A 23,915-nucleotide genomic window follows, 5' to 3' on the forward strand; every position below is an offset into this window, starting at 1 on the left:
CTTCTGGTCTTTTTTTCATTATAATTAAAAGAAACAGATTGCAAAGGAGGCAGCAGGATGAGTGTTGCACATCTTTTAACAGTTTTAGAAAATGATGAATTTATTGAACGGATTCAAAAACGACCAGAAGCGTTCATTGGAACGACTGGCTTAGTCGGCTTAGAGAATTTACTTGTTCAGACAATTAACGGTTTATTAGAGTTTTTCATTGAAAAGAATCAAGGGAAAATTGCTATACAGTTATCGCGTCAACAAATCTCTTTTCAGGTATCTTCCACACGACCGCTTGTTTTTGAACAAAAGCAAGTCGATTTAGAACCACCTTTTCTGTATTTATCTGTTTTACAAGCCTTCTCAAAACAAGTAGGAATCAGTATCGATCAAGAAAAACAGCGAACTATTTTTATTTACCATCAAGGGCAATTGAAAAAACGATTATTATTACCTATTGAAGAAACCCAGGAACGAATTGAAGTCTTATTTTGGCCAGATACGCAAATTTTTGGTACAGAATCACTTTCTTATATGCGTGTTTTACAACAATGTCAACAGATTGCCATGTTGAATCCAGGCTTAAAGATTCTCTTAACACAAGAAGAGGAACAAAAAAATCTTTGTTATTACCCTAAAGGTTTAAGTAATTATTTATTTGAAAAAGATAACCCATTAACTAGAAAAGCTGCACCGATTATTCAAGCCAAGCAAACAGAATTGGCCCTTGTTCAATTTATTTTGAGTAAAAATCATGCGCCGCAAGTGCAAAAAACATTTGTTAATGGGCATTATCCCAGTCTTGGCGGAACCCACTATGAGGGCTTTCTTGATGGCGTAGTGGCCGCCTTTAATCAATTTTTAGAGGAGCAACATTACTCATTATCTGTGACAGCAGATAGTTTTTTAGCAGAATTTGATTTTGTTTTAGCCATTACGATACCAAAGCCCCGCTACACTGATGCAACGAAAACCATTTTAAGAAATACAGAGTTATATGAAGCGGTTAAAGAAGTCGTTTTTGACGAATTACAACACTACTTTCAACGTCATCCCAAATGGTTAGAGCAAGGAAGAATCGAGGGAAATGAATGAAAATTTTTGTCGATGGCGATGGTTCACCTGTGAAAGAGACGGTTATTGAAGTCGCTGTAGAGAAAGCTTTGGATGTGGTGATTGTTACTAGTGTAGATCATTATTCCTTAAAAGATTATCCAGAAAATGTCTCTTTTGTGTATGTTGATAAAGGAGCGGATGCTGCTGATTTTAAAATTGTGCAGTTAATAAAAAAAGGGGATCTTTTAATTACACAAGATTATGGCTTAGCTTCCTTGGTTTTGCCAAAAGGAGTGTCGGTTTTACATCAACTGGGTTATCAATATACGAAAGAAAATATTGATGGCTTGTTAGAACAACGCTATTTTAGTGGCCAAATTCGGCGAAAAGGTGGCCGAACGAAAGGACCTAAACCTTTTACAGACAAAGATAGAACAACGTTTAAACAAGCCCTTATTGAGCTGGTGGAACGGAGTCTTTAGCAAGGAAAAGGCAAGCAAAGAATTTTTCCTTCACTAAATTTGCTTCTATTATGAAACTGGGTTTTATGCTAAAATAAGTAAGGATAATTTGAAAAATAATTTTTTCTAAAAGACAGGAAAGAAACTAGGAGGACAAGCATTTGAAGATTATTTTGTTGTATGGCGGCAGAAGTGAAGAGCACGATGTGTCTGTTTTGTCTGCATATTCCGTTTTAAATGCAATCTATTATAAATATTATCAAGTACAGTTAGTCTTTATTAGTAAAGACGGTCAATGGGTAAAAGGCCCTCTCTTATCTGAACGACCACAAAATAAAGAAGTTTTACATTTAACTTGGGCACAAACACCTGAAGAAACAGGCGAATTTTCAGGAAAACGAATCAGTCCTTCGGAAATTTATGAAGAAGAAGCGATTGTTTTCCCTGTTTTACATGGGCCAAATGGTGAAGATGGAACAATTCAAGGATTCATGGAAACCATTAATATGCCTTATGTAGGCGCGGGTGTCTTAGCTAGTGCTAACGCAATGGACAAAATCATGACGAAATATCTTTTACAAACTGTTGGCATTCCACAAGTACCATTCGTGCCAGTTTTAAGAAGTGACTGGAAAGGAAATCCAAAAGAAGTCTTTGAAAAATGTGAAGGTTCTTTAATTTATCCAGTCTTTGTTAAACCTGCCAATATGGGTTCTAGTGTCGGAATTAGCAAAGTGGAAAATCGTGAAGAATTGCAAGAAGCATTGGAAGAAGCTTTCCGTTATGATGCCCGAGCAATTGTTGAACAAGGGATCGAAGCACGTGAAATTGAAGTAGCCATTTTAGGAAATGAAGATGTCCGTACGACTTTACCTGGTGAAGTGGTGAAAGATGTCGCTTTCTATGATTATGATGCAAAATACATCAATAACACGATTGAAATGCAAATCCCAGCGCATGTTCCAGAAGAAGTAGCTCATCAAGCGCAAGAATACGCTAAAAAAGCGTATATTATGTTAGATGGAAGTGGCTTAAGTCGCTGTGATTTCTTCTTAACAAGCAAAAACGAATTATTCCTGAATGAATTGAACACCATGCCTGGTTTTACTGACTTTAGTATGTATCCTTTACTGTGGGAAAATATGGGCTTGAAATACAGTGATTTAATTGAGGAACTGATTCAGTTAGCTTTGAATCGTTTTAAACAACGCCAAGAATTTTATAATAACTAAGAAGAAAAAATCACACAAGACTGGGACATGACAAGACTTTGGCATGTCCCAGTCCCTGTGTCAGAGGAGCAAAACATAATGAAATTAACCTTCTGGGAAGTAGCGCAAGCGGTTGAAGCCAGTAATGATTGGCAACAATGGCCTGATTTTCCTTTAACAGGCATTGAATTTGATAGTCGTAAAATTGTGAAAGGAAATCTCTTTGTTCCTTTACAAGGTGAAAATGATGGTCATCGTTTTATTGAGAGTGCCATGGCTAATGGCTGTCAAGCCGCTTTTTGGGGACAGGATTTAGTCGATGCACCGCAACAATTGCCTGTTTTGCATGTTACTGATCCACTGGTTGCTATGCAAAAATTAGCTACCTATTATTTAAATAAAATGCAACCGAATGTCATCGCTGTGACTGGCAGTAATGGAAAAACCACCACTAAAGATTTGATTGCTGCTGTGTTATCTGAAAAGTTTGTGACTTACAAAACGCAAGGCAATTACAATAATCAAATTGGCTTACCCTATACTATTTTACACATGCCTGATGAAACAGAAAAACTGATTTTAGAAATGGGTATGGATCACGCTCAGGAAATTTCTTTCCTTTCCAATCTGGCTCAGCCAGAAGTTGCCGCCATCACAATGATTGGCGAAGCCCATGTGGAAAATTTAGGCTCACGAGCAGGCATTGCACAAGCAAAAATGGAAATCGTAGATGGTTTAGCCAAAGACGGTAGTTTATTTGTGCCAAGCGATGAACCTTTGCTAGAACCATTGGTGGAAAAAGTCACGCAACAAGTGATTACTTTTGGTTTTAGCCAGGAAAGTCAACTTCAAGGAATCGTCACAAATGAAGCCAAAGAGCAAACCTCATTCAAAATCAGTGATACACAAATGACGTTTACGATTCCAGTGCCAGGAACCTATAATGTCACCAATGCATTAATCGCAATTGGCATTGGTCGGTATTTCCAATTAACGGATAGTGAGATTCAAAAAGGGTTGGCTACAGCGGAACTAACAAAGAATCGGACAGAATGGTTGAAAGCAGCGAATGGGGCCGAAATTTTAAGTGATGTGTACAATGCCAATCCGACAGCTATGGGTCTTGTTCTGGACAGTTTTAGCAAAATGTCCAAAGTAGGAAAACGAATTGCTGTTTTAGGAGACATGCTGGAATTAGGTCCTGATTCTGCTGCCATGCATCAAGCAATGGCGCAGCATTTAGCCCCAGATGCGATTGAAGAAGTCTTTTTATATGGTTCTGAAATGGCTTATTTAGCTGATAAATTGCAAGAAACCTATGCACCAGCTAACATTCATTCTTTTAAAAAAGAAGAAAAAAATGAGTTGATTGAAGCTGTCAAAAAAGTCTTACAGCCAGAAGACATGGTGGTTTTAAAGGGAAGTAACGGGATGGGACTTCGTGAAGTCATCGATGCACTTTTGGAAAAGTAAATAAGTTTCATAAAACTTGCTGAAAATAGGATTCTATGATAGAATGACCTATTGCCGGAAGATGACGAGAAAAATTGAATCGTAGTAAATAAAATAGATCTATTTCTATGTTTAATAATAAATGTGAAGCTGAACGACCACGTTTGGCTTTTCTAATGCCATAAGGTGAATTTTTCGGTGAAATCAGGAAAGAAGAAATAGTTGGCACACTATAATGGATTTCTTTTTAACAACTGAAAGTGAAGACACCTGAAACTAGGAAGAAATCGTTCTTTCCGAAACAAAATCTAGGAGGATATCATTTGAAATTTAAAGAACTTGGTTTAGCGCCAGAATTATTATCAGCGGTAGAACGCGCAGGTTTCGAGGAAGCAACCCCTATTCAATCAGAAACAATTCCGTTAGCGTTAGCAGGAAAAGACGTAATCGGACAAGCACAAACAGGAACAGGGAAAACCGCTGCTTTTGGCTTACCAATGCTTAACAAAATTGACGCAGACAACCGCGTTATTCAAGGATTAGTCATTGCACCAACCCGTGAGTTGGCTATCCAAACACAAGAAGAGTTATTCCGTTTAGGCCGCGATAAAAAGATTCGCGTCCAAGCCGTTTACGGTGGGGCTGATATCGGTCGCCAAATCCGTGGACTAAAAGATCGTCCACATATCGTTGTAGGTACACCAGGACGTTTACTAGACCATATCAACCGTCGTACCTTGAAATTAGAAACTGTTGAAACATTAGTTTTAGACGAAGCAGATGAAATGTTAAACATGGGCTTCTTGGAAGACATTGAAAAAATCATCTCACAAGTGCCAGAACAACGTCAAACACTTCTATTTTCAGCAACTATGCCGCCAGCAATCAAGAATATTGGCGTGAAATTCATGAAACAACCAGAACATGTGAAGATTAAAGCCAAAGAAATGACGGCTGATTTAATTGATCAATATTATGTACGTTCAAAAGACTTTGAAAAATTTGACATTATGACACGTTTACTAGACGTGCAAACCCCAGAATTGACCATTGTCTTTGGTCGGACAAAACGCCGTGTTGATGAACTTGCCCGCGGGTTAGAAGCGCGTGGTTACAAAGCAGAAGGCATCCATGGCGACCTATCACAACAAAAACGGATGAGCGTTTTACGTTCATTCAAAAATGGTAACTTAGATATCTTAGTGGCAACAGATGTAGCAGCACGTGGGTTAGATATTTCAGGTGTCACCCATGTCTATAACTACGATATTCCACAAGATCCAGAAAGTTATGTTCACCGTATTGGTCGGACAGGTCGTGCTGGTAAAGGTGGTATGTCTGTGACGTTTGTAACACCAAACGAAATGGGTTACTTACATGTCATCGAAAACCTAACGAAAAAACGGATGACACCATTACGTCCACCAACCGAAAAAGAAGCATTTAAAGGACAATTAAGTGCAGCTGTTGAAACCATCGAAAGTGATCTAGAAGAAAATGGTTTAGACAAATATCTAGAATCTGCTGAAGCGTTATTAGAAAAATATTCAGCGACAGACTTAGCTGCGTTATTATTAAAAACAGTAGCGAAAGATCCAGCAGATGCGGTTCCTGTAAAAATTACCCCAGAACGACCATTGCCTTCAAATAAAAAAGGCTTTAACAAAAATGGCCGTGGTGGTGGCGGTGGGAACAACCGTAATCGCAACCGTGGTGGCAATGGTAAAGGTGGCAGCTATCGTGGCAACAAAAACCATAAAGATGGCGACCGTAATTACAAAAATAGCGACCGCAAAAATAAAGATCAACGTGGCGGCAAACGTCATAACGATAAAAAACGTGGTTTCGTCATTCGAGAAAACGCCAAATAATCAAAAGAGCGAGTGTTCCGTCTATGAACGGAACACTCGCTCTTTTTTGGTAGATAATCGTTAAATAGAAAAACTTAAAAAAAGTAAAAAAGGCATCAAAATGATATAGAAAAAGAAAAACGCCAAAATTATCCAAGTTTTCAACGGGGAAGTTAGATTGAAGAGTTTCATTTTTTGTTGTAGCAAATGAATGGTTATAATCCAAACCAGTTGCAAGAGAAAAAATAGGCTGGGATTTTTTAAGAAGATTGGAAATATGTAGAGCAACAAAGTAAAAATAAATAGGGCGCAACGAAGTAACTTTTTTTGCCGAGAAGTTAAAGTCATACGTTTTTCTCCTTTTTCTTTTTATTCTCCCATAAGTAGCCAAAATTTTCTATAAAAAATCAGAACATCCACTTAGTTTTCTGATTTTTTTCCGATGCTTCTTAGTTGTTATCTTACTTTTATAAAAATTCAGAAAAATTTTATAAAAATGTAAATAGGAAGAAAACGTATGGTACTTCAATTTGTGTGAGATCTTGTAAAACATTCTTTATTTTTTTAGCGAATCAGTGGAAAAATTTTGAAATTTTGTTAAAATGAAAGGTAATTCGGAGTAACTATATTAAATAGGAAGTAAGGCGGAAAATGATAAAGGGAATTGGTATTGACGCAGTAGAATTAAGTCGGATAAAACCGATTGTTGAAAAACAAGGATCATTTATTCAACGGGTTTTAACACCTAACGAATTGACCCTTTTTGAAAAGTTATCTACAAAACGTCAAATAGAATTTTTAGCTGGTCGTTTTGCTTGTAAAGAAGCGTTCTCTAAAGCATGGGGCACAGGGATTGGTAAAGTTGGTTTACAAGATATTGAGGTGCTGACTGAAAAAACAGGTGCACCATACGTAGCAAACTCGCCCCATAATGGTAAAGTGTTTGTCTCGATTACGCACACAGATACTATGGCGATTGCACAAATTGTTTTAGAAAGCGAATAATAGAAGCAACGAAGAAAGAAGGATGTACAATGGTCGTTGGATGGCATCGTCCTACACGGTTACATATCGATACGCAAGCAATTACTGAAAATGTCCAAAAGGAATGTCAACGTTTGCCAGAAGGAACCGCTTTATTTGCGGTTGTAAAAGCGAACGGCTATGGGCATGGCGCCGTAGAATCCGCCAAAGCGGCGAAAAAAGGTGGCGCGACAGGTTTTTGTGTCGCCTTATTGGATGAAGCAATTGAATTGAGAGAAGCAGGTGTTCAGGACCCCATTTTAATTTTGAGTGTGGTAGACTTAGCTTATGTGCCTTTGTTGATTCAATATGATTTGTCTGTAACGGTAGCTACACAAGAATGGTTAGAAGCTGCTCTTCAACAACTAACGCCTGAGAGTAACACGCCATTACGTGTTCACTTAAAAGTCGATACTGGCATGGGACGGATTGGCTTTTTAACCCCAGAAGAGACTAAGCAAGCAGTGCGGTTTGTTCAATCCCACAAAGAATTTTTATGGGAAGGGATTTTTACTCATTTTTCAACAGCTGATGAAATCGATACAAGCTATTTTGAAAAACAAGCAGGGCGTTTTAAGGCTGTTCTAGCAGTTTTAGAAGAGTTACCTCGGTATGTCCATGTTAGCAATAGTGCGACAGCGTTATGGCATCCTGATGTGCCAGGAAACATGATTCGCTATGGGGTAGCCATGTATGGATTGAACCCTTCAGGTAATAAGCTGGCCCCAAGCTATGCGTTAAAGCCGGCCTTACGGTTGACCAGTGAACTTATCCATGTAAAACGCTTAGCGGCTGGTGAAGGGATTGGCTATGGCGAAACCTATGTAACTGAAGCTGAAGAATGGATTGGGACAGTGCCAATCGGCTATGCAGATGGCTGGTTGCGTCATCTCCAAGGATTTACAGTGCTCGTGAATGGTAAGCGTTGCGAAATCGTCGGACGAGTGTGTATGGATCAATGTATGATTCGTTTAGCAGAAGAAGTTCCTGTCGGCTCAGTCGTTACATTAGTTGGAAAAGATGGCAATGAAGAAAATACGTTACAAATGGTAGCCGAAAAATTAGAAACCATTCATTATGAAGTTGCATGTACTTTCTCACAAAGAATCCCCAGAGAATATAACTAGATAGGAGGTTCCACTATGGTCAAACGCGGAGATATTTATTTTGCAGACCTTTCCCCAGTAGTGGGCTCGGAACAAGGTGGCGTCAGACCTGTCCTTGTTGTCCAAAATAACTTAGGTAATCATTTTAGCCCAACGATTATCGTTGCGGCGATCACAGCCAAAATGGCAAAGCCAAAATTGCCAACACATATCGGGATTAATTCTGATGAAACGGGCATTGAAAAAGATTCAGTGATTCTTTTAGAGCAGATTCGAACAATCGATAAGGGTCGCTTGAAAGAAAAAGTTTGTCATTTGAGACTTGATATTATGGAAGAAGTTGATCGTGCCTTAGGCATCAGTGTTGGACTTAGTAGCGATTCAGCCCCAGCAAAAGCAAATTCAGCTACATAAAGAACGATAGCTACTATGAAATCAACAAAGACTAATTGGATTTTTTTAAAAGCGACTGATCTAGTTCGGTTCGCTAAACATAGTTTGAGTAAAAGCGAGAGAGATGGCTAAGTGGCATCTCTCTTTTTTTGTTTTATATTTTAAAAATTAAAATATAAATATAAAATATAAAATTTTATCATTGTATTTTAAATAAAGTTGTTGGCAAGGCTCAAACGGAATGTTACAATCAATACTATATAGAGTTTTTAAAGAGCGTAACAGGTGATTTTACAAGTTTTGATTGTCGAGCGATGACATAAAGGAGATTATATTTGTATGATGATTGTTGTACTTTTAATGAGTAGTTGCTTATTTTTATTTGTAAGCTATCAATTGTATTTGCGATTACTTGTCGAAAAACTGGATTCAGAGGACCGGACATTAAAGAGGAAAATAAATTTCTATAAGTATCAGAAAAATAGTCGTTTAATGATTTATTTATTGTTTAGTGTTTGTCTACTTAGCGTATTATTGTTAGGAATTGTTTATACATATTATCAATTAAATCAACGAAATATCCGCATGGAACAACGGATCGAGCGTTTGGCACAAGGCCAAGCTACTCAAGGTGACAAAATAAAAAAACAAGCGATTAAAAAAACAGCCTTAAATCAGTTTCCCTGGAAGCAAGCTGTTTCGGCAGAATCGGCCGCTGTCTTGACTAATTATGAATTACAATTAGCGCGTGAATGGCGTCCTTACCTCGGAGAGACGAGTATCACAATGATTAGAAGTGAAAAAACACAAACCTTGACACTGTCTGTTTTTTCAGTTGGCTTAAGTTACCATGAATTTCAAACAGGCCAAGACAATATTGTAGCACTTATTGCAGCGTTGAATTCAGTCAAAGAAATTACCATGATTGATTTTAATTTTACTTATCGAGATCAAGAGCAAACCCTTGTCAAATCCATTGATACGTATGCTCGTGAGACGCTTGAAACAAATTTGGAGCCTGTCGTGATTAGTTAAAAGGACGAGAGAAAGGACATATAGATGACAAAAAGACGTTTAATCAAAAAAATTAAAGATATTTCGGATGATACGCTTGAAAAAGAAGTCTTTTTTCAGCCAGGATTCGAACCAGAAAAAATAATTAGCGGAATCAAACCAGAACAACAGGAAAAAGAAATGGCGACGTTAAGAGAAAGGCTCGCCTACTATCAGAAAAAAGAAACAGCCTTTAAAAAACTTCAAGAAGAAAATGAGCAATTAAAGAACCAACAAGAAACGGAAAAACAAGCATTAGAAGAAAAAAATCAGTCATTACTTGAAATACTAAATCAAAAGGAACATGAAATTTTTGAATTGGAAGAGCAACTGGAAACAAACAGTGAAACCACGACAGAGGCTACCACTCTTCAAACAAATCTGCAAAATGCAGAAAAACAATTAACCACTGTACATAATCAAATGGAACGTTTAGAAAGTGAATTAACGCAGCAAGTGGCAGAATTAGAAAAAGAATCGGCTGAACAGCAACAACATATCCAGACATTACACAACCAGTTAGCAGAAGAAAAAGGAAAGTTGGAGAAAAAAGGAGATATTACAGGAATGGAAAAGCAAGTAGAAACGTTAACGACAGAATTAGAAGAAAGCACAACGACTCAACAAGCATTGCAGGAACAAATTGAAAAACTAACTGTACAATTACAAAAAGTAGAAGCCGAAAAACAAGCCTTACAAGAGGCTGTCCAACAAGAAGTGATTGTGAAACAACGCATGGAGGAGTTAAAGAATGAGCTTCAAAATAGTTTACAGCAAAAAAATGAAGCAGAAGTAAAACTAGGTCGACTACAAGGTGTCAATGACAAACATCTTGCTGAAAAGCAAGTTTACGAAGGAGAATTAGCTGCTCTAAGAAAAGAAGTAGAGGCCAAAGAAGACAATTTAGAACAAGTTCAAAAAGAATTGAAGACACTACAAGCCGTTTCAAAAAATATTGAACCGAGTAGTGAGCAGTTAACAGAACTGCTACGCGCAAAACAGCAAATTAACGATTTATTAATGAAAAATCAGCAATTACAAGAAGAGGCTTTAAAATCGCAACAAGAAATTGGCGAAGTGATGGTTTCTGCCAAAAAAGAAGCCAATCGGATTGTTAATGAAGCGAAAGTAGAAGCAAAACATCTAATCAATTCTGCAGAATTAGAAATGTTAAATATTGGTAACCGAGCGAAAAGTATTTCGAATGAAGTCGAAGCATCAAAAGTAGAAGTACTTGAGATTTATCGCGAATTAGAGGAACGTTTAACTAAACTGACACGTCTTGAACAAGATAACTATTAATAAAATGGTCAGTAAAAAGTTAATGGGAGCAAGGAAACTACATTGTCTTGGGGTCATTTTTTTAGCTGTTACATTAAGTAGCTCCGCAGAAAGATTACAGGCTGCTGCTGTCTCAAAGGAAGAGCAGTCGCTAAGGCAACCGCTTATCAGGAAAAACATAGTAACAGAGAAGAGCGAATATCTTGTAGAAGCAAATCAAAGTATTTGGGAGCTGGCACAAGATGCGCAGAAACCATTGAATCAGTTTATGAAGGAAAACCAGTTACGTAGTAGTTATATAAAAAAAGGAACGCAATTAGTTAAATAGAAAAAAGGAGCAAGAAAGGAAAAGTTTATTTAAGAAGCTTTTCCTTTTAAGAAAACGATGGAAGAATGGATAAAGCCCGTTATGCGAACAATTCGCCACATTAAGCGCGCCTTCTTGAAGCAAAAGTTGCCTGCGACATATCAGCTAAAAAAGCAAAAGGCTAACACAGCAATGGAATATTTGCTTGAGCAAACAGATAACCATCAATCAATAAGAGGACCGAAAAGAAAAATGACCGCTGAAGAGATTAAAAAAAAGCGGCAAGCCTACCAAAAGAAACAACGCGTCCAAGTCGTTAAATTTTTTATGCCAGCTATTCTTTTCGCCATTTTTGTGTTCTTTTTTGTGTTAAAGACATCTAGCTACCCAATTGCTGGGCAATCCATGAAGCCGACACTTAACGCAGGGGAACGAGTCTTAGTACAACGGACGAAGCAAGTAGCAAGGTACGATGTGATTGCATTTAAAGCACCGCTAGCTAGCAAAGGTACGTACGTCAAGCGAATTATCGGGGTTCCTGGTGATCGAATTTGGGTAAACGAGACAAAACTTTATCTTTCAGAAGAACCTATAGCAAGTGATAATGAGGCATTACCTGAGAATGCCAGTCGTTTTGACTTATCAGAAGAAGCGGCAGCCCAACTTCGCCTGTTTCAGAAGATTCCAGCTGGTCATTACTTTGTCTTAGGGGACAATCGTACGCATTCAAGTGATAGTCGTACGTTCGGCTTTGTCGAGATACAAGCGATTGAAGGAATCGTGGTATTTAAAATTGCGCCGTTTAAGGAAATAGGGAAAGTAAAATAAAAAGCTTAAGTCAGCCATTTAAGAGTAGGGCACTTAAGCTTTTCTTTTTAGAGATTATTTGCCCAATAACAATTGAATGATTTTTTCAATTGATTGTAGGTCGTAACGATTACTAATATCTGAAAAAATATAGTAATGGTCATACTGGGCAACGAGCTGTTCATTATTGGTATTCATTAAAAGCAAATCATAATGGTTTTCTGCGTTGTAAGGCTCAATTTTCAGCGGATATTTTCCAGCGATACTCTGTTGTATTTTTTGTGCTACCAACTCGCTATAAGCACTGCTCAGTGAGTGATAAACACCAATCGTTATTTTTTTTTCATTTAATTCAGCAATGTGATTCAAAATAAGTGTATAATTAATTTCAGTAAATTGATTTTGGTACTTAGAAGCAGTGACTTTTGTGGCAAAGTTCGTTGTAGCGATCTCCACTAATTCGTAAACTTCACTTTCGCTAAAAGGATGACGTAAGACTTTCAAAAGTGACTGAATTGTCCAATAATCAAAGGGTAAAATAAATCCTGAAAAATAATAGAGTTGCGCATGTAATTGGAAAAGTAAATTTTCAATATAAAGTAGCCGAATAGGCAGCACGTAATGGGATAAATAACCACGTGCTTTAAGGTACGTTAAAATGACCCGGTTCATTTCGTTAAGATACGTTTTTTCAATTCGTTGTTGTTTTGCTAAACGAAAGGCGAAAGCAGCATTCGCAGAATAATTATGCATGGAACAAAAAAAGTCATAAAACATATAGGCTTCGTTGATTGTATATGGACGGTCGATTCTTTTCATATATGTATGTATAGATAAATTAATTTCTTCAAATAAAGGTCGATCGAGTTGGACATCATGTGGACTAATCGTTGGCAGGGGTTCTAAAACCATGCGACGAAAAGAAATTTTCATCCAAAGTTTAATTTGGAGAATTTCTGTATGGTCAAAGGTAATTCTGGGGATTTCTTGTAATATCTCGATTAATCCTAGGTATTGATTGGCCAGTTCTTTTTCTAAATCTGTTTTTTCTTCAAAGATAAACCAGAAAAAATTAAAAAAGAAAAAGCGAATTTGTTTTTCTTCGCCGACAAGTTTTCCTCGTTTGATACGTAAATTAAACTCATTGAGTAAGTCATTTAATTCAACAATTTTTCGATAATAGGTAGCAGAGCTAATGGCATAATTCTGTTGGAAATACCCGCCATTTATTTCATTTTTATGGAAGAGTTGCTGGACCATGTGAAACTTAATAGATTTATCTAAGAACAACATGATCATTGCTTTCATGGAAAAGGTAGGCGCTTTATTTAGATATAGAGTGTCACCTAATACTGTTAAGGTGAGGTTTTCTTGAAGTTGCTCTTCTTTCAAAAATTGCTCTAAAAAAGAAAGATACTCATTCAATGTTGGTAAACTAATATTGAAAAAATCTACTAATTCATTTCGTGTCGCTTGGCCTTTATTATTATATAGGAACAATAAAATATCATTCATATAATCATAAGGCTTTTCTAAAAAATCTCGTTTTAGCATCGTTACTCACCTCTCTTTTAAGAATACTGTATCTATGATAAAATGGCAATAAACAACTGATAAAAAGATTGTTTTTTGAGGTGTTTTTTATTATTGTTGAGAAAAAGAAATAAAAAGAAAAAACAAAGTATTTAAATGATAACAAAATAATTAAAATGAAGGAGCGATAGAACATGAACAGCGTGGTGAACTTTAGAGATATTGGAGGATTTCCAACGCAACAAGGCACAGTTGTCAAGACAGGGCATTTTTTTCGGAGTGGTGAACTCGTCAATATTGCACAAGCGGATCAACAGAAACTGGTAGAGGACTATCAAATTAAACGAATCTATGATTTTAGAAGTGCAGCGGAAACGCAAGAACGACCAGATGATTCAATTCAAGGAACCAACTATCTACATATAGATATTTTGGCCGATATTCAGGCGCAGACTGCTTCATTAGAAGGAATGCTTAAAACGGTTGGTTCACCCGATGAAGCAATGGACATGGCTTATAAGGAAATGGTTCTTTCCAATTCGGGCCGCAAAGGTTACCAAACATTTTTTGAAAACTTTTTAAGTTATCCACAGGAAGCTATTTTATTTCATTGTTTCGCAGGAAAAGATCGAACAGGAATCGGCGCAGCCTTGATATTAAGTGCTTTAGGTGTGGAACATTCTTATATTTTAGAAGATTATTTAAAGACGAATGAGCAAAGAAAAACCGCTAACGAGCAAATTATTGCGCAATATCAAGCAAATGGAACGCCTCCAGCAGAAATTCAACAATTAGAAACGCTACTTTATGTGAAAAAAGAGTACTTAGCGACCGCTTTACAGGCGATTGAAAAAGAATTTGGTTCGGTAGAGGGCTATTTAAAAGAGGGACTCGGCTTACCTTTATCCGCCAAAAAAGACATGCTAAGTCTGTACACAAAATCATAGATCCTAAAAAAAGGACTATCCTTTCTAAAAAAGAAGTTTTATAATAGAAAAGAATCTGTTTGTAAGGAGGGATAGGGAATGAAAGAAGGACAAGAACAATTCTTAACGTTCATACTAGATCGAACAAAAGAAGATAAAAAAGAAAAAATGCAAGCGCTACTTGCAGAAATGTTTGAACGCCAACAAACAGGCAAATTAGATAAAATGTACTTGATGACAAAAGCACCAAAACTTTTGGCTTATTTAAAACCAGAAGCCATTGATGAAGTTAAACAAGTCGTTTCGGAATTTTCTAAAAATATGAAATAAACAATCTTAGCTTGAACTTACGACATTTTAAAAATGTGTCGTAACATTCAAGCTTTTGTTTGTTATTCTCTTGTATTTTATGCTAAAGTTATTCAGGCACAAAAAAAAGCAGGTGATTTTATGAAACATATAAAAAATACATGGGAACTATTTATTTTAGATTGGAAAAGAATTTTTAAAAACCCAGTAGCAACATTTTTGATTGTTGCCTTAATGATTATTCCATCATTATATGCATGGTTTAACATTAAAGCACTATGGGATCCGTATTCAAATACAGGAGAGTTACCAATAGCGGTCTATAGTGATGACCAAACAGCAACTTTTCAAGATAAATCGGTCAATATTGGTGATGAAGTCTTGAAAAACTTGAAGAAAAACAAGCAATTAGGTTGGCGTTTTGTTGATTCGAAAAAGGAATTAGACAAAGGGGTCCAATCAGGAAAATATTTTGCCGGGATTTATTTACCTAAAGATTTTTCCAAAGATTTGCTAAGTTTTACTTCTGGTGATATCAATAAACCTAAAATTGAATACTCAATTAACGAAAAAATTAATGCAATTGCGCCGAAAATTACGTCAAAAGGCGCTTCTTCCATTCAGTCACAAATTTCGGAAGAATTCATTAAAACGGCAAGTAGTACGTTAATCAAAACATTCAATGATATTGGCTATGATATTGATAAAAACATGGTTAGCATTCAAAAAGTTAAGAGCATGATTTTAGATACAGATGCCAACATTGGAACCATTGACACGTACGCGAAACAAGTCACAGACTTACATGGTAAGATGCCTGAGCTAAAAGAAAAATTAGCGAAAGCCAACGATGCGATGAAATATTTACCTGAAGTTGATGCTTTAGGAGAGAAGATTGTTGAGCTAAATGGCAAAATGCCAAGCATCAAAGAACAAGCTAGTGTTATTTTGACGTTACAAGAAAAAATTCCAGAAATTCAAAACGCTGGCCGACAAATTGCTATGATTGATGAAGACTTTGCCTCTGTGGAACAAACAATGAGCGAAGGAATCCAAGAAGCAAAACAAGGATTAGAAATCATTCAACAAGTTCAAACGGCGTTACCAGATATTCGTAAACTAGGTGATCAAGCCAATGATTTAGGGAATGTCACATTAGATGGCGCCACTCAATTGGAAAAGGCGTTACCAAGCATTACGAATAGCGTTGAAGTGACTTTGAAATCTATCCAGCAAGTTGCTACAACAACAACTTCTGTAGTCGCGACTATTCGTCAAGCGTTAGATGATGGACAGTTAACGCCAGAAGAAAAACAACATATTAATGAAGTAGTACAAGATTTCACAACTAATATCCAACGGCAACAGCAAGCAATTAACGACATTATTGCGTTTATGAAACAACTCCAAGAAAATGCTGGTAATCATGACTTAGATGGTGCGATTGCTCAATTAAGCCATGTAAATGATTTATTAACAGATTTTAGCAATCGCTTGAATCAATTAAATGCTTTAGTCCAAGCGGGTGATATCTCTGGAGTACAAAATTATTTAAATGAGATTGACGAAATGGCAACTAATATTTCTAGTATTGTGGGCAGTGTTGATGTAAACGGAATTAGTAATACCGTTTCAACCATTTTAAACAAACTAATTAGTACCATCCAAAACGCTCAAGGCCAACTAAACAAAGCGCAACAAATTGACTTTGAAGGATTATTGAGCTCAACAAGTCAAACGGTCACTAATGCGATTTCTTTATTAGAAAAATATCAAGCCGAAATGCCGGCAATTAAACAAGAAATTCATGATGCGAATACGATGTTGAATGGTAATATGGAAACCATTGTCAATGGCATTAATCGTGGTGCTGATTTGTATAAAAACGATTTACCAGTCATTCAAGACAAAGTCAGCAAAGCGGCAGCCTTTATGCAAAATGACTATCCAGGTATCCGAAAAGATTTAACGAATACCTTGAAAACAGTCAATGAGAAAATGCCAGATGTTGAAGCGGCCTTAGACAAAGCCAACGAACTAATTATTAATGATTGGCCAAATATCAAAACAGGATTACACAAAGCAGCGAATGCAATCCGTAAAGGTGAAAAAGAAGTTGATTTAGGTGAAATTCTTAAATTACTAAAATTAGATGCCAATAAAGAAAGTGACTTCTTTACACAACCAGTTGAAGTCAAAGAACATGCTGTTTATCCGATTGCTAATAATGGTTCGGCAAGTACGCCATTCTATACAGCTTTGTGTTTATGGGTTGGTGCTGTATTATTCTCAAGTGTTGCGACAACGGATGTTTATCTTGAAGGAAAAGATAAAAAACGCTTTTCTAAACGGGAACAATTTTCAGCACGGATGTTTACTTTCATTGTCATGGGGATTGGTCAAGCACTGATTGTAACCTTAGGTAATTACTTTGCGTTAGGCGTAGATGTTCGTAATCCAGCGTATAGCGTCTGGTTTGCGGTATTGATTGCCATTACGTTTATGATAATGGTTTATGTGCTCGTTGCTCTCTTTGGCAATGTAGGGAAAGGAATTGCGATAATAATCTTGGTACTATCCATCTCTGGTGGGGGTGGGAACTACCCAATTCAAGTCTCAGGTAAATTCTTCCAAATGATTAATCCGTTCTTGCCGTTTACGCATGCCGTAAACTTGCTAAGGGAATCAGCAGGAGGCATTTACTGGCCAAATGCTTGGTTTGCAATTTGGATTATGGTGGGGATTTCAGTCGTCTTTAGTATTGGCGGCGCAATTCTTTATCCACATCTGGAACACAGATCGAAAAAATTTGCGGCTTTAGCGCAAAAGAGCCATTTATTCCATTAAAAAACAAAAAGCTGAAAACGTCTCTAGCGTTTTCGGCTTTTTATTTTTCTTTATTTTCAAGGCAACCCTAACAAAGAAGTTTTGGGGGCTCTTGCTTTTGACTTTTTGGCAATGCTAAATAATAAAATCTCCCTCAGAAAGTGAGGTTTTTTGTGTACAAATACATAAAAAGGTTTTATAGTATTTTTTTAAGAAATAAAAAGTGGGTAGGGGTTGTAAAATGATTCAAGCATTGCTTCAACGATATGAGAAAAAAATTGAACGTCGTAAATTGGAAAAACGAACAGCATTCGGTGCTTTTGCCGGGCGGATTGGGCTTGTTTCTAATTTATTTTTATTCGTTAGTAAATTTATGATTGGCTTGCTTTCAGGTAGTGTTTCAATCATGGCAGATGCCATTAATAGCTTGTCCGATACTATTTCTTCAGTTTTAACATTAGTCGGTTTTTATATTGCTGGTAAGCCAGCGGATAAAGAACATCCCTATGGCCATGAACGTTTTGAATATATTAGTGGAATGCTTGTATCATTAGTGATTACGTTTATTGGGTTTGAGTTTCTAACGACCTCCGTGGATCGCATCCTGCATCCAGAATCAATCAAGGTGACACCCATTTTATTTGCTGTTTTAGCTTTATCAATTGGGATTAAAATTTGGCAAGGGCTGTTTTACAAAAAAGTATCAGCAAAAATTGATTCTCAAGCATTAGTTGCTTCTGCTAAGGATAGCTTTAATGATGTTTATACTACATTAGCTGTTTTGATTTCTGCATTTATTGAAGGCGTCACTGGTTTGCGCATTGATGGATATATTGGTTTTTTAATTGCTGCATATATTATTTATAGTGGGCTGCAGTTAATTCGCGAATTTATTAATGAGTTGATGGGCATGCGTCCGAGCCAAACAGAAATTGATGAAATGAAGAATGTCTTATCAAAAATAGAAACAATTGTAGGATATCACGATTTGCTGATTCATAATTATGGTCCCAGCCAAACGTTTGCGTCTGTTCACATTGAAATTGATGATCGCTGGGATTTAAATAAAGCCCATCAGACAATCGATGCGATTGAAGCGAAGTTTAAAGAAGAATTAGATGTTAACCTTGTTTGTCATATTGATCCAGTAAATTTGTATGACCCAACACAACAATTTGTTCATCAAACAATCAAAAAGATTATTCGTTCTTTTGATGCGTCTTTAAAAGTCCATGATATCCGCTTAGTTACCCATGGTGAAGAACCGAAGATTTTGTTCGACTTGGTTTTACCTACAGAATCAAAATTATCTGAATTTGAACTAGGTGTGGAAATTCAGCGGCAAGTTTATGAAAAAATTGGTCGTTATAAAGTGGAAATTACCTTCGATCATACGTACTTGTTACAATAAAAGGGAATAATTAACTAAGTTTTTAAGCGAGAGCCAAAAGGTCAAATAGACTTTTAGCTCTCGCTTTTTTGTTTAGAGAATGCAAATCCTTTTGTTATCTGGATTCTCTTGATAAGATAAAGGAAGCGGGGGACTTTAAATGAGTGTCTGATTAAAAAAAGATGGTGATTTTTTTATCTTTTTCAGTAACAAAAATCAATTGACTTTTCATTGTGAGAAGCGTAGCATATGGATTTGTTTGATAAAAAATAATGAAAAAAGTGAGCGGGTCACTCTAGAGAAAAGGAGTAGAAAAAAATGGCGGATTTAAAACGACTGTTCATTGGGAAACCATTGAAATCAGCCGAAAATGATGAACATAAATTAAGCAGATTTGCAGCGCTTGCGTTGTTATCTTCTGATGCACTTTCATCCATTGCGTATGGTACAGAACAAATAGTGGTGGTTCTGGTTACTTTGTCGGCGGCTGCGATTTGGTATTCATTACCAATTGCTGCATTTGTTATTATTTTACTTATTTCTTTAACATTGTCGTACCGACAAATTATTCATGCGTATCCGCATGGCGGCGGCGCATACGTTGTTAGTAGTGAAAACCTCGGCAGAAATGCCGGTTTATTGGCTGGTGGTTCGTTGTTAGTCGATTATATGCTAACAGTAGCCGTTTCAGTTTCAGCGGGTGCAGAGGCGATTATATCGGCGATTCCAGCGTTATATGGTCATCAAGTAGCAATTTCTATTGGGATTGTGATATTGATTACCTTAATGAACTTGAGAGGCCTGCGAGAATCTGCCTCGTTCTTAATGTTGCCAGTGTATAGTTTTATCGCAATTATTACATTACTGATTGTTGTTGGGCTATTTAAAATTGTGACTGGCGCACAGCCATTGAATGCGACAGCTTTACCAGGAGCCGTGGTTCCAGGAATTTCTATTGCCTTAGTTTTACGGGCGTTTTCATCTGGTTCTTCTTCCTTAACAGGGGTTGAAGCAATCAGTAATGCAGTGCCATTCTTTAAGAAACCACGAGCAAAAAATGCTGCTGGGACGTTAGCGTTAATGGCAACGATTTTAGGGTTCTTCTTCGTGGGGATTACGTTTATTAACTATTGGTATGGGATTGTGCCCAAAGAAGAAGTGACAGTTCTTTCACAAATTGGGAAAGCGGTCTTTGGTCAAAATATTTTATATTATTTATTACAGTTTGCGACAGCCTTAATTTTAGCGGTTGCCGCTAACACAGGATTCTCAGCCTTTCCAGTTTTGGCTTATAACTTAGCCAAAGATAAGTTTATGCCGCATATGTATATGGATCGTGGCGACCGTTTGGGCTATTCAAATGGTATTTTAACTTTAGCTGCTGGTTCCATTGTTTTATTATTGATTTTCCAAGGTTCCACAGAACGTTTAATCCCATTGTATTCCATTGGTGTGTTTATTCCGTTTGCTTTGTCTCAATCGGGGATGGTTGTAAAATGGCGAAAAGAAACTAAAAATTGGTTGCCAAAATCAATTGCTAATATTGTCGGCGCCTTTATCTCTTTCGCGATTATCGCCATTTTGTTTATTTATCGATTAGGGGACATCTGGCCGTTCTTTATTATTATGCCGGTGTTGATTTATGCATTTTATCGGGTCAATACTCACTATAAAAATGTGGCGGAACAGCTACGTTTAGAAGATGGGGCACAGTTGCATGAGTTTGACGGGAATACAGTTATTGTTTTAGTAGGGAACGTAACCAAGGCAAATGTCGGCGCCTTGAACTATGCGCGTTCCATTGGTGATTATGTTGTTGCTATGCATGTCTCAATGGATGAAAATGTTGAGAAGGAAAAAGAAATTCAGGAAGAGTTTAAAAAACACTTCCCGGACGTTCGTCTATCAATTGTCCATTCTTCGTATCGTTCACTGCAAAATCCTATCTTACGTTATGTTGATTTGGTTAGTAAAAATGCCACGAAGCATAACTACAGTACAACAGTTTTAGTACCACAATTTGTACCAAATAAACGTTGGCAAAATATTTTGCATAACCAAACAAGTTTACGCTTGCGGATTCGTTTAGCGTGGCGGGAAAATATTATTGTGGCTACCTATAGTTATCACTTGAAAAAATAAAAAAAAAGTCTGCCATCTTTTGATGGCAGATTTTTTTATTGACGTAATTGTTTTTGATAAATTCTAGCGCAAGACTGCTCTTCAGTGGTTACCATTGTCAAAAATTCCCAGTCATATCTTTCATAAAAAGTAGTATGGTCTGTAAGCAGATAAAGCTTTTTAAATCCAGAATTAGCAAGAAAATCACCAACTGTTGTTAAAAGAATTCCTGCTAAGCCTTGGTGACGAAATGTTGGTTCGACATACAATGCACAAAGGTTTGGCGTAAGGTCTGCACGATTGTGGAAGTCATTATCAATTACGCCCACGCCTGCAACGATGTCCTGCTGTTTATTCAAGCAGACCCACCAATGTGGTACGTGGTTTTCGCTAGTTAGCATTTCCTGCATACTTGCTTGATACGCTTCAGCGGGGATTTGCCACTTTTGGCTAAACCATTGAGCAGCTGCCGGAATTAAGTGTGGTTGTTGGTTTAAATCGATAATAGTATAGTTAGACATTATTAATCTCCTAGATAAAAGAACAGATCCCATTGAAAAGAAACAATGTTGGATCTGCTCTGTATTTTTTATTAATTGGAATGTTTGCTAGCTGGGTCTAAACGACGTTCAATAATCCCTAGAACCCAATCTGTGATAATCGCCATAAAGGCTGTTGGTAAGGCACCGACTAAAATGATAGAAGCACCATCTGTGGCATTGGTTCCACGAATAATAATATCCCCTAAACCACCAGCACCAACGAAAGCGCCAATCGCAGTAATCCCGATTGCGACGACTAACGCATTTCGAATACCTGCCATGATTACTGAAACAGATAAAGGTAACTCGACCATATAAAGAAGTTGTACTTTTGTCATACCCATTCCTTTACCAACATCTAAAATATTGCGATCCACTTGAATCATGCCAGTGTACGTATTCTTGATGATTGGTAGGAGAGAATAAAGGAAGACCGTTACAACCACCGTGTTGACGCCTAAGCCCATTCCCAACATTAAAATCGAAAGCATTGCCAAAGCTGGTACTGTTTGGATAATGTTCGCTAAACGGATAATCCAGTTGGCTAAGCTACGTTTACGTGAAATCATAATCCCAATAGGAATCCCGACAATTGCAGCAAAGATTACGCCATAAATCGAAATTAAAAAGTGACGTAAAAATTGTTGAAAGACGTAGCCGCCATTTTGTTGGAAATAGTAGATAAATTGTTGGAATAAATTCATATTATTCATCTGTTACTCCCCCTCAAAATAGTTATTTTCTTTTAAGAAACGTTCGGCTACGACAGCAGGTTCAATTAAATCATTATCTGCTTGATAGTTCAATTCTTGCATTTTTTTGGTAGAAATTTTACCATCTAAGCGATTTAAGACATCTTTAATTTCCGGCGTTTCTTTTAATAATTTGTCACTAACCACAGGAGCGGCATCATAAGGCGGGAAGAAGCGCTTGTCATCTTTTAACATGACTAAATCGTAACTACCAATCCGGCCATCTGTTGAGTAACCTAAGATGACGTCCATTTTTCCAGCGTTGACTGCATCGTACACCAAGCCAATTTGCATTGGTAAAATAGATTTAAATTGGAAGTTGTATTCCTTTTTAAAGCCTTCATAACCGTCGCCTTCACGTGTGATCCACGCAGTATCGACACCAGCAACTAATTTGTCTGCGACTTTCCCTAAATCACTGACTGTTTTTAAATTGTATTTCTCAGCCGTTTCTTTTGTAACTAAGAATACATAAGTATTTTCAAATCCATATGAAGGGAACCAAGTTTGTTGATAACGTTTTTCAAATTCTGATTGAACTAGGTTAAACGCTTTTTTAGGGTCTTTTTCCGCTGGTAAGCCCAGCGTAGTAGTCACGTCAGTACCAGTATAACGAGCTGCAGAAATTGAGGCATCTCCGTTTAACATTGCTTGGTGATTGATGGTAGTAGTGGCTAAGTTGTTAATCACATTTGTTTTTTTATCTGTGTAATGCTCAACCATATCCGCTACAATGCTCCCTAAAATCTGCGCTTCTGAAGTAATCCCACCTGTAATGGCGACAGTGTTATCATCAGAAGTTGAAGCGAGACCAGGTAAAGAACAACCTGCCAATAAAAGTAAACTGCTTAAGAAGAGTAAGCTTAACTTGAGTTTCTTTTTCATCATTATTCGCCCTCCCTTAAAGCTTTTGGCGTTAAACGATTTTCTAATAATCCAAGAAGAACATCTGCTAAAAGCGCTAAAATAGTTACCGGAATAGTCCCGCCAAAGATTAATTCTGGCTGATAGTTATTTAATCCACTGAAAATCATATCACCAAGACCACCTGCACCAATATAAGAAGCCAGTGTAGCCCAAGCAATGACATAGACAGCAGCTAAACGAATGCCGGCCATAATTGTTGGCATGGCAATAGGTAATTCAACACTAAAAATAGACTGTAAATTGGTCATGCCCATGCCTTTAGCAACATCTCGGTAATTTTCATCGACATTTTTCATTCCGATATACGTGTTTCTTAAAATAGGTAGAAGGGAATAGATGAATAGCGCGATAATAGCGGGTGTTTTGCCGACACCAAAAATTGGAATCATCAAAGCTAATAAAGCCAACGAAGGAACCGTTTGTAAGGCACTTGTTAAACCAATGACAATATTGGCTACTTTGGGCAAACGTGTTAACCAAACGCCAACGGGCACAGCGATAGCGACCCCTAATAAAAGTGCAAAGAATGAAATATAAATATGTTCAATACTTTTTGAAATCATTTCTGATCCATATTCTTGAAAGAAGCTACTCATTG

General features: G+C 37.1%; 23 protein-coding genes. 17 read left to right on the top strand and 6 right to left on the bottom strand.

What is annotated here, in order from left to right; translation table 11 throughout:
• Positions 1-57: 57 nt before the first annotated feature.
• From IGL13_RS03025 to cshA, 5 genes are all read left to right on the top strand, one after another.
• Positions 58-1,086, top strand: a complete 1,029-nt coding sequence (locus tag IGL13_RS03025; protein ID WP_002378065.1) for a hypothetical protein — start codon at positions 58-60, stop codon at positions 1,084-1,086.
• Positions 1,083-1,529 carry a YaiI/YqxD family protein gene (locus tag IGL13_RS03030; RefSeq protein WP_010775653.1) on the top strand — a complete coding sequence of 149 codons (447 nt, stop codon included), beginning with the start codon at positions 1,083-1,085 and terminating at the stop codon, positions 1,527-1,529. Before IGL13_RS03025 ends, IGL13_RS03030 begins: the two co-directional genes overlap by 4 nt.
• Before the next feature lie 140 nt (positions 1,530-1,669).
• On the top strand, positions 1,670-2,740 hold the full coding sequence (locus tag IGL13_RS03035) for a D-alanine--D-alanine ligase (RefSeq protein ID WP_002379157.1): 1,071 nt from the start codon (positions 1,670-1,672) through the stop codon (positions 2,738-2,740).
• A gap of 78 nt (positions 2,741-2,818) precedes the next feature.
• Complete coding sequence (locus IGL13_RS03040; RefSeq protein WP_002355722.1) at positions 2,819-4,192, top strand: UDP-N-acetylmuramoyl-tripeptide--D-alanyl-D-alanine ligase; 1,374 nt, start codon at positions 2,819-2,821, stop codon at positions 4,190-4,192.
• Between the two features lie 302 nt (positions 4,193-4,494).
• Positions 4,495-6,042, top strand: a complete 1,548-nt coding sequence (gene cshA, locus IGL13_RS03045) for a degradosome RNA helicase CshA (protein ID WP_002355724.1) — start codon at positions 4,495-4,497, stop codon at positions 6,040-6,042.
• Between the two features lie 60 nt (positions 6,043-6,102).
• Here cshA and IGL13_RS03050 read toward each other — a convergent pair whose 3' ends face one another.
• The gene (locus tag IGL13_RS03050) at positions 6,103-6,369 is read right to left on the bottom strand and encodes a hypothetical protein (RefSeq protein WP_002401537.1); all 267 of its coding nucleotides are present in this window, start codon (positions 6,367-6,369) and stop codon (positions 6,103-6,105) included.
• A gap of 303 nt (positions 6,370-6,672) precedes the next feature.
• On the opposite strand from IGL13_RS03050, the gene acpS reads away from it, so the two are divergent.
• From acpS to lepB, 7 genes are all read left to right on the top strand, one after another.
• Positions 6,673-7,026, top strand: a complete 354-nt coding sequence (acpS, locus tag IGL13_RS03055) for a holo-ACP synthase (RefSeq protein WP_002355727.1) — start codon at positions 6,673-6,675, stop codon at positions 7,024-7,026.
• A 29-nt stretch (positions 7,027-7,055) separates the two neighbouring features.
• Positions 7,056-8,171 (top strand): alanine racemase, encoded by a 1,116-nt coding sequence (alr, locus tag IGL13_RS03060; RefSeq protein WP_002355728.1) that lies wholly within the window; start codon positions 7,056-7,058, stop codon positions 8,169-8,171.
• Between the two features lie 15 nt (positions 8,172-8,186).
• Positions 8,187-8,564: a type II toxin-antitoxin system PemK/MazF family toxin gene (locus IGL13_RS03065; protein WP_002355729.1), complete on the top strand. Its 378-nt coding sequence runs from the start codon at positions 8,187-8,189 to the stop codon at positions 8,562-8,564.
• A 318-nt stretch (positions 8,565-8,882) separates the two neighbouring features.
• Positions 8,883-9,578: a hypothetical protein gene (locus tag IGL13_RS03070; RefSeq protein WP_002378072.1), complete on the top strand. Its 696-nt coding sequence runs from the start codon at positions 8,883-8,885 to the stop codon at positions 9,576-9,578.
• Between the two features lie 24 nt (positions 9,579-9,602).
• The gene (locus IGL13_RS03075) at positions 9,603-10,898 is read left to right on the top strand and encodes a hypothetical protein (protein ID WP_002355731.1); all 1,296 of its coding nucleotides are present in this window, start codon (positions 9,603-9,605) and stop codon (positions 10,896-10,898) included.
• Positions 10,879-11,205, top strand: a complete 327-nt coding sequence (locus IGL13_RS03080; protein ID WP_002378073.1) for a hypothetical protein — start codon at positions 10,879-10,881, stop codon at positions 11,203-11,205. Before IGL13_RS03075 ends, IGL13_RS03080 begins: the two co-directional genes overlap by 20 nt.
• Before the next feature lie 57 nt (positions 11,206-11,262).
• Positions 11,263-12,012 (top strand): signal peptidase I, encoded by a 750-nt coding sequence (lepB, locus tag IGL13_RS03085; RefSeq protein WP_002401538.1) that lies wholly within the window; start codon positions 11,263-11,265, stop codon positions 12,010-12,012.
• Between the two features lie 54 nt (positions 12,013-12,066).
• On the opposite strand, the gene IGL13_RS03090 is transcribed toward lepB, so the two are convergent.
• The gene (locus IGL13_RS03090) at positions 12,067-13,545 is read right to left on the bottom strand and encodes a helix-turn-helix domain-containing protein (RefSeq protein ID WP_002355735.1); all 1,479 of its coding nucleotides are present in this window, start codon (positions 13,543-13,545) and stop codon (positions 12,067-12,069) included.
• 173 nt (positions 13,546-13,718) lie between these two features.
• On the opposite strand from IGL13_RS03090, the gene IGL13_RS03095 reads away from it, so the two are divergent.
• From IGL13_RS03095 to IGL13_RS03115, 5 genes are all read left to right on the top strand, one after another.
• Positions 13,719-14,471: a tyrosine-protein phosphatase gene (locus IGL13_RS03095; RefSeq protein ID WP_002363253.1), complete on the top strand. Its 753-nt coding sequence runs from the start codon at positions 13,719-13,721 to the stop codon at positions 14,469-14,471.
• A gap of 78 nt (positions 14,472-14,549) precedes the next feature.
• Complete coding sequence (locus tag IGL13_RS03100; RefSeq protein WP_002355737.1) at positions 14,550-14,780, top strand: hypothetical protein; 231 nt, start codon at positions 14,550-14,552, stop codon at positions 14,778-14,780.
• Between the two features lie 120 nt (positions 14,781-14,900).
• Complete coding sequence (locus tag IGL13_RS03105; RefSeq protein WP_002364738.1) at positions 14,901-17,606, top strand: YhgE/Pip domain-containing protein; 2,706 nt, start codon at positions 14,901-14,903, stop codon at positions 17,604-17,606.
• Between the two features lie 220 nt (positions 17,607-17,826).
• Positions 17,827-18,996, top strand: a complete 1,170-nt coding sequence (locus IGL13_RS03110) for a cation diffusion facilitator family transporter (RefSeq protein WP_002401539.1) — start codon at positions 17,827-17,829, stop codon at positions 18,994-18,996.
• Between the two features lie 297 nt (positions 18,997-19,293).
• A complete protein-coding gene (locus IGL13_RS03115; RefSeq protein WP_002379167.1) occupies positions 19,294-21,117 on the top strand; it encodes an APC family permease in 1,824 nt (607 codons plus the stop codon).
• A 35-nt stretch (positions 21,118-21,152) separates the two neighbouring features.
• On the opposite strand, the gene IGL13_RS03120 is transcribed toward IGL13_RS03115, so the two are convergent.
• From IGL13_RS03120 to IGL13_RS03135, 4 genes are all read right to left on the bottom strand, one after another.
• Entirely contained in the window at positions 21,153-21,617 is a 465-nt protein-coding gene (locus IGL13_RS03120) for a GNAT family N-acetyltransferase (RefSeq protein WP_002378077.1), read from the bottom strand.
• Positions 21,618-21,688: 71 nt separating this feature from the next.
• On the bottom strand, positions 21,689-22,351 hold the full coding sequence (locus IGL13_RS03125) for an ABC transporter permease (RefSeq protein WP_002363261.1): 663 nt from the start codon (positions 22,349-22,351) through the stop codon (positions 21,689-21,691).
• 3 nt (positions 22,352-22,354) lie between these two features.
• Positions 22,355-23,275: an osmoprotectant ABC transporter substrate-binding protein gene (locus IGL13_RS03130; RefSeq protein ID WP_002355743.1), complete on the bottom strand. Its 921-nt coding sequence runs from the start codon at positions 23,273-23,275 to the stop codon at positions 22,355-22,357.
• A 2-nt stretch (positions 23,276-23,277) separates the two neighbouring features.
• Complete coding sequence (locus IGL13_RS03135; RefSeq protein WP_002355744.1) at positions 23,278-23,913, bottom strand: ABC transporter permease; 636 nt, start codon at positions 23,911-23,913, stop codon at positions 23,278-23,280.
• Positions 23,914-23,915: the final 2 nt, after the last annotated feature.

Source organism: Enterococcus sp. DIV1937 (genome assembly GCF_050535975.1).
Classification (GTDB): Bacteria; Bacillota; Bacilli; order Lactobacillales; family Enterococcaceae; genus Enterococcus; species Enterococcus faecalis.

Coding starts and splice junctions, on each gene's coding strand:
- IGL13_RS03090 (WP_002355735.1), bottom strand. CDS start 13,545: ATGCTAAAACGAGATTTTTTAGAAAAGCCTTATGATTATATGAATGAT.
- IGL13_RS03025 (WP_002378065.1), top strand. CDS start 58: ATGAGTGTTGCACATCTTTTAACAGTTTTAGAAAATGATGAATTTATT.
- IGL13_RS03135 (WP_002355744.1), bottom strand. CDS start 23,913: ATGAGTAGCTTCTTTCAAGAATATGGATCAGAAATGATTTCAAAAAGT.
- IGL13_RS03115 (WP_002379167.1), top strand. CDS start 19,294: ATGGCGGATTTAAAACGACTGTTCATTGGGAAACCATTGAAATCAGCC.
- IGL13_RS03075 (WP_002355731.1), top strand. CDS start 9,603: ATGACAAAAAGACGTTTAATCAAAAAAATTAAAGATATTTCGGATGAT.
- IGL13_RS03120 (WP_002378077.1), bottom strand. CDS start 21,617: ATGTCTAACTATACTATTATCGATTTAAACCAACAACCACACTTAATT.
- IGL13_RS03125 (WP_002363261.1), bottom strand. CDS start 22,351: ATGAATAATATGAATTTATTCCAACAATTTATCTACTATTTCCAACAA.
- IGL13_RS03050 (WP_002401537.1), bottom strand. CDS start 6,369: ATGACTTTAACTTCTCGGCAAAAAAAGTTACTTCGTTGCGCCCTATTT.
- lepB (WP_002401538.1), top strand. CDS start 11,263: ATGGAAGAATGGATAAAGCCCGTTATGCGAACAATTCGCCACATTAAG.
- IGL13_RS03130 (WP_002355743.1), bottom strand. CDS start 23,275: ATGAAAAAGAAACTCAAGTTAAGCTTACTCTTCTTAAGCAGTTTACTT.
- IGL13_RS03110 (WP_002401539.1), top strand. CDS start 17,827: ATGATTCAAGCATTGCTTCAACGATATGAGAAAAAAATTGAACGTCGT.
- acpS (WP_002355727.1), top strand. CDS start 6,673: ATGATAAAGGGAATTGGTATTGACGCAGTAGAATTAAGTCGGATAAAA.
- IGL13_RS03030 (WP_010775653.1), top strand. CDS start 1,083: ATGAAAATTTTTGTCGATGGCGATGGTTCACCTGTGAAAGAGACGGTT.
- IGL13_RS03100 (WP_002355737.1), top strand. CDS start 14,550: ATGAAAGAAGGACAAGAACAATTCTTAACGTTCATACTAGATCGAACA.
- IGL13_RS03040 (WP_002355722.1), top strand. CDS start 2,819: ATGAAATTAACCTTCTGGGAAGTAGCGCAAGCGGTTGAAGCCAGTAAT.
- IGL13_RS03105 (WP_002364738.1), top strand. CDS start 14,901: ATGAAACATATAAAAAATACATGGGAACTATTTATTTTAGATTGGAAA.
- alr (WP_002355728.1), top strand. CDS start 7,056: ATGGTCGTTGGATGGCATCGTCCTACACGGTTACATATCGATACGCAA.
- IGL13_RS03070 (WP_002378072.1), top strand. CDS start 8,883: ATGATGATTGTTGTACTTTTAATGAGTAGTTGCTTATTTTTATTTGTA.
- IGL13_RS03095 (WP_002363253.1), top strand. CDS start 13,719: ATGAACAGCGTGGTGAACTTTAGAGATATTGGAGGATTTCCAACGCAA.
- IGL13_RS03065 (WP_002355729.1), top strand. CDS start 8,187: ATGGTCAAACGCGGAGATATTTATTTTGCAGACCTTTCCCCAGTAGTG.